Here is a 5731-nt window from a genome sequence, read left to right as displayed (position 1 = left end):
AACGAGCTTCGCTACTCGGAGAGTTGCGCGATGGCCGCCCCATGACCAGGGGCTATGCGGAGATCGCTGCTACACCACTCGGCGGGACACCATCGTGCGGGTGTCGCCTGTCTCGACGACCGGACCCCTATCGCGACCGGCACCGTGGAGGGGGCTCAGCCGACCGAGGCCCGTCGGACAGCGGCTGGTTCGACTGTCGGCTCGGCGAGGATTGCCATGGTGCATGATTCCGTCTCAGGTCGACGAGTCATCGTGCTGGTCGTCCTCGGCATCGCACTCTTCCCTGAGGACGGGACGTCAGGCGGGCCCGGCCGGTCGGCATCCGAACGGGTGTACCGCCCGGGGTGCGCGGGTTTTCGCGGCGACGGGGTACTCGCCGCGCGTCCGGGCGGCAAGGCACGGCGTGGAGCGGCCGGCCAAGAAGCGGCAGAAGGAGGGGTTCCGTGGACCGGGACCGGTGTGACGAGCGGGAAACACCGTGAATGGCGGGCGTCGGCCGCTGCCGGCGTCGCGGACATCGGAAGCGGTCCGTCCGGGAGAACGGCTGGTGGACGCCGCGGACGGGCGGCTGCCCGTGTGGGACGGCGGCGGCCAACTGCTGCGCAAGGCCTTTCCCGAGCATTGGTCCTTCCTCCTCGGTGAGATCGCCCTCTACAGCTTGATCGTGCTCGTCGTGACGGGTGTGTGGCTCACGTTCTTCTTCCAGCCGGGGATGGGGGAGGTGGTGTACGAGGGGCGGTATGTGCCGATGCGTGGTGTCCGCATGACGCAGGCGTTCGATTCGACCCTGCACATCAGCTTCGACGTACGCGGCGGACTCCTCATCCGGCAGATGCACCACTGGGCGGCCCTGATGTTCGTGGCGGCCATCGGTGCGCACCTGCTGCGGATCTTCTTCACGGGTGCCTTCCGCAGGCCCCGGGAGATGAACTGGGTCATCGGCGTCACGCTCCTCGTGCTCGCCCTGGCCGAGGGCTTCGCGGGGTATTCGCTCCCCGGCGACCTGCTGTCCGGTACCGGACTGCGCATCGCTCAGGGCATCATGCTGTCCCTGCCGGTGGTGGGGACCTACGTGAGCATGTTCGCGTTCGGTTCGGAGTATCCCGGTGTGGACTTGATCCCCCGGTTGTACGGTCTGCACATCCTGCTGCTGCCCGGGGTGTTGCTGGCGCTGGTCACCGTGCATCTGATGCTGGTCTTCTACTTGAAGCACACGCAGTGGCGCGGCCCCGGCAGGACCAACCGGAACGCCGTCGGCAAGCCGCTGTTCCCGCAGTTCATGGCGGCCTCGATGGGGCTGTCCTTCATGGTGTTCGGGGTGACGGCACTGCTGGGCGGGGTCGCCCAGATCAATCCGGTGTGGGTCTACGGGCCCTACCGCCCCGACGTGGCGACGACCGGCTCCCAGCCCGACTGGTACGTCGGCTTCCTGGAGGGCGGGCTGCGGCTCGTGCCGGACTGGGAGACGAACATCGCCGGCCACACGATCATGTGGAACGTGCTGCTGCCGGCCGTCGTCCTGCCGGCGCTGCTCTTCCTCGTCCTGTACGTCTACCCTTTCGTCGAACAGCGTCTGACGGCCGAGGGGCGCGAGGAACGGCATCTGTGCGACCGGCCGCGGGAACGCCCCGTACGCACCGGACTCGGCGTCGCCGGGATCACCTTCTACGGTGTCCTGCTGCTGGCAGGCGGCAACGACATCGTGGCGGAGACCTTCCGTATCTCGCTCAACGCTCTGACGTGGATCCTGCGCATCTCCTTGGTGGTGGCGCCGGTCGTCGCGTTCCTGCTCACCCGGCGGCTGTGCCATGCGCTGCTGGAGGCGGAGCGGCAGCGTCTGGCCGAGGGCGAGGAGACCGGGGAGGTGCGCCAGACCCTGGAAGGCGGCTACGAGAGCGGTCACCGGCCCCTGACCCGGTGCCGGCCGGGGGCACCGAGGAGGCTGGTCAGTCGCCCCGAGTCGCGTACTGGAAAACCAGACCGAGAACCCCCCGCGCCAGCACCCCGGCACCGATGAGGAACAGCCACAGCCCGTAGACCACGCCCAGAGCGGTGACGGCGGAGCCCAGTGCCGTGATCACTGGCCAGGGGCTGTGGGGCGGGAAGAACTCCAGATGGCCGACCGCGTCCGCCACTTCGGCGTCCGTACGGTCCTGGGGGCGGCGTCCGCGACGCCGGTACTGCACCGCGCAGAAGAAGGAGATCACGCCGGCCATACCGAAGGCGGCGATCAGCACCGCGGTGCCGGCCGGATCGCCCGACCAGGCCGCGTACAGCGCGGCGGAACCCGCGAAGAACAGGGCGACACCGCCGAAGAGCAGAGCCTCGATCTTCATCGCAGCTCCTTCACCGGCCGCAGACCGGCCTCGGGATGATGCAGGTCGAAGGCGGGCGACTCCGAGCGCACCCGCGGCAGGGCAAGGAAGTTGTGCCGCGGAGGAGGACAGGACGTCGCCCACTCGAGTGCCCGGCCATACCCCCAGGGGTCGTCCTCGGAGACCTTCTCCCCGTGCTGCGCGGTGCGCCAGACGTTGTACAGGAACGGCAGCGTGGAGATGCCGAGCAGCAACGCCCCTGCGGACGACAGGGTGTTGAGCAGGGTGAACCCGTCGGCGGGAAGGTAGTCGGCGTAGCGGCGCGGCATGCCCTCCGCACCGAGCCAGTGCTGCACCAGGAAGGTCAGCTGGAACCCCGGAAACAGCAGCCAGAAGTGCACCTTGCCGAGCCGCTCGTCGAGGAGCTTCCCGGTGAACTTGGGCCACCAGAAGTAGAACCCGCCGAACATCGCGAAGACGACCGTGCCGAACAGGACGTAGTGCAGATGGGCCACGATGAAGTACGAGTCGGTGACGTGGAAGTCGATCGGCGGGGAGGCGATGAGCACGCCGCTGAGCCCGCCCAGCAGGAATGACACCAGGAACCCCAGAGACCACAGCATAGGCGTCTCGAACGAGAGCGAACCCCGGTGCATCGTGCCGATCCAGGCGAAGAACTTGATCCCCGTAGGCACCGCGATCAGGAACGACATCAGGGAGAAGAACGGCAGCAGCACCGCACCGGTGGCGAACATGTGGTGGGCCCAGACGACTGCGGACAGCATCGTGATCGCGATCGTCGCGCCGATCATCGGCAGATAGCCGAACATCGGCTTGCGCGAGAACACCGGAAGGATCTCCGAGACGATCCCGAAGAACGGCAGCGCGACGATGTAGACCTCAGGATGGCCGAAGAACCAGAACAGGTGCTGCCACACAATGGCGCCGCCGTTCGTCGCGTCGAAGACGTGCGCCCCGAACTTCCGGTCCGCCTCCAGGGCCAGCAGAGCGGCGGTGAGCACGGGGAACGCCGGCAGGACGAGGATCGATGTGAACAGGATGTTCCACGTGAAGATCGGCATCCTGAACATCGTCATGCCGGGAGCGCGCAGACACAGGATGGTGGCGATGAAGTTGACCGCGCCGAGCGTCGTCGACACGCCCGTCACCACGAGGCCCATCACCCACAGGTCGCCGCCTGCTCCGGGGGAGCGGTAGGCGCTGTTCAGCGGGGCGTAGGCGAACCAGCCGAACGACGCGGCGCCGCTGGGCACCAGGAACCCCGACACGACCATCAGCCCGCCGAAGAGGTACATCCAGTACGACAGAGCGTTCAGCCGGGGGAAGGCCACGTCCGGCGCACCGATCTGCAGCGGCATCACCGCATTGGCGAACCCGGCGAACATGGGGGTCGCGAAGAGCAGCATCATCACCGTGCCATGCACCGTGAAGAACTGGTTGTAGCCCTCCTCGGACAGGAACTGCAGTCCTGGACGGGCGAGTTCCGCCCGCATGCCCAGGGCCAGCAGACCGGCGAAGAGGAAGAAGCAGAAGGATGTGACCATGTACAGCCTGCCGATCACCTTGTGATCGGTCGTCGTGGTCCAGCGCAGCAGCGCCCCACCGAGAGACGACGCGGCGGTGGTGCGGCGCCACGCGGCGGCGGTGCGTTCCGACAGTTGCGGCATCGTTCTCCTCCACGGGCCGTTTCCCCACGGCGTCACGGTCCCGCCTGCCCCGCGACGCCATGCACGCTCGGCTTCGCTCGCGCGGGCGGTGCCCCCACCGCCGCACCGGGCGAAACCCCCCGTACCTCCAGTACGAGGGCTTCCGCCCGGCACTCCCCCGAGCTCATCGAGCAGGGGGACCCCCAGACCACGCACCTGAGGCCGCAGGGCCGCCCTTCGGGCGACGACGCGAGTTTGACGACAGACCCTGGGGCCGGGCGGCACGCGGGCGCGACGCGGGTGCCCAGGTCGCACCGGGGGAAACCGAGCCGGCGAGGAATGAGCGATGGGGCCCGCCGCTGGGCCGGCCGGTGGGAGATCGTCGACGCGGACCATGACCGTCCGTCGCGGTCATAGGCCGAGGCCCGCGGGGCGACGGTCACGCCACGCCCGCTGTGCCGGTCTTCACCGGAGCGGGCTACAGGCGAACGGAGGTGCTTTCAAGGGCGCGGCGCGTGTGGTCCCTTCGGGCGGATCCTCTGTATGGTCTTCGTGCCTGAACCAGAGGTGGTTGGCTGGTACGGGCAGGATGTCCGGCATGGTTCCTTGGGTGTACGTGTTCGTGGGTTGTCCCTGGACAGGGGACGCCCAGCAGATCACGAACGAGGGGGAACCCGACGACGTCCTCGTCCGTCAACGCCCGGCCGCCCAAGGCACCGTGGACACGTTCGTGCGCGAAGGCGTCGACCGCATCATGCTGGTTGCTCGTTACCGGTGGGTGGCAGACGGCGCCCCAGTGATGTCCTCGGAGCCGTCCGGACCTCCAGCGCCGTCCGACGGGGGCGCGGCCAGTGAGCATCGACCGAAGTCCGGAGGGCGGGGGCGAGAACGGGACTCCGCGTGATCCGTGCGACGTCTGCGCGGAGGCGGCCTTGGGGTCGCACATTTCATGCGCTGGCCCCGGATTCGTCCGCGGTTCGGCCCGCACCGTCTGAGACGCGTTCACGGCCCCCGCCACCACCGCGTAGCCCCGCCGCACCTCCGCGTAGCTGTACGACACAGCCATGAACGCGATGCCCCCCAACCTCCCTCATGCAGAGACCCACATCCCCCTGAAGGGAGGCCACCTGCAGCACCGTCCGGTCACTGCACGGCTTGGCGCCTGAGCCTTCGCGAGAGTTCGTCACGAACGTTCGCGGGAAGATCTCTTCCGCCCCGGCCCCAAGTGACCACGAGTTCCGCCACATGACGCAGCTTGATGTTCGTGCACATCGAGGTCTCGCGCAGGGCGTCCCATGCTTCGTCGGCCGTCATCCGACCCACGACCACGATGACGCCTATCGCCTGGTCGATCACCGCGTGCGAGGTGACTGCCTGCTGAAGCTGGGAGACCTGGGTCTCCAGCTGCCTTATCCGATCGTGGCTCTCCAGCTCCTGAACCGCGCCGGAAAGGTTGTCGGCGTGGCTGTCCAAGTGGCCTCCGTGGTTAGAGGACGGGACCAAAAGGCTCGTCCGTATGCGGACCCCTTGAATCCGTCTGTACCTTCACCGTCACACCCAGAGCCCGCTCGCGCAAGGGCGAGCGGGCCCGGTGGCGCGATTCCTACGGAGCTGTTGCCGCACTGCGACCAAGGCGCAGTGGGTGGACGCTGTGCGGGTCTGTGTAGCGAACGGTGGAACTCGGTCGGTTTCGTTCAGCGGCGTCCGGCGGTGAGCCGGCCGTCGAAGGTGATGTCGAAGGCTTGGAGT

The 5731-nt window shown here is 68.0% G+C and carries 4 protein-coding genes; 1 reads left to right on the top strand and 3 read right to left on the bottom strand.

Annotation, left to right across the window (positions count from 1 at the left end; all coding sequences use genetic code 11):
* Window positions 1–547 precede the first annotated feature (547 nt).
* Entirely contained in the window at window positions 548–2017 is a 1470-nt protein-coding gene (locus tag ACFY2Z_RS41545; protein WP_390749178.1) for a cytochrome bc complex cytochrome b subunit, read from the top strand.
* On the opposite strand, the gene ACFY2Z_RS41540 is transcribed toward ACFY2Z_RS41545, so the two are convergent.
* From ACFY2Z_RS41540 to ACFY2Z_RS41530, 3 genes are all read right to left on the bottom strand, one after another.
* On the bottom strand, window positions 1947–2336 hold the full coding sequence (locus ACFY2Z_RS41540; RefSeq protein ID WP_390749177.1) for a cytochrome c oxidase subunit 4: 390 nt from the start codon (window positions 2334–2336) through the stop codon (window positions 1947–1949). The two genes, ACFY2Z_RS41545 and ACFY2Z_RS41540, sit on opposite strands and share 71 nt — an antisense overlap.
* Window positions 2333–4003, bottom strand: a complete 1671-nt coding sequence (gene ctaD, locus ACFY2Z_RS41535; protein WP_390749176.1) for a cytochrome c oxidase subunit I — start codon at window positions 4001–4003, stop codon at window positions 2333–2335. The genes ACFY2Z_RS41540 and ctaD overlap by 4 nt, the downstream gene beginning before the upstream one ends.
* A 1122-nt stretch (window positions 4004–5125) precedes the next feature.
* Window positions 5126–5455 carry an ANTAR domain-containing protein gene (locus ACFY2Z_RS41530; protein WP_390749175.1) on the bottom strand — a complete coding sequence of 110 codons (330 nt, stop codon included), beginning with the start codon at window positions 5453–5455 and terminating at the stop codon, window positions 5126–5128.
* Window positions 5456–5731: the final 276 nt, after the last annotated feature.

It is taken from the genome of Streptomyces sp. NPDC001222, from assembly GCF_042896945.1.
GTDB lineage: Bacteria > Actinomycetota > Actinomycetes > Streptomycetales > Streptomycetaceae > Streptomyces > Streptomyces gibsoniae.
This window is presented reverse-complemented; position numbering and strand designations above follow the sequence as displayed.

Bases quoted from the DNA above. Each gene is read 5' to 3' on its own strand.
- ACFY2Z_RS41540 (WP_390749177.1), bottom strand. From the start codon at position 2,336: ATGAAGATCGAGGCTCTGCTCTTCGGCGGTGTCGCCCTGTTCTTCGCG.
- ctaD (WP_390749176.1), bottom strand. From the start codon at position 4,003: ATGCCGCAACTGTCGGAACGCACCGCCGCCGCGTGGCGCCGCACCACC.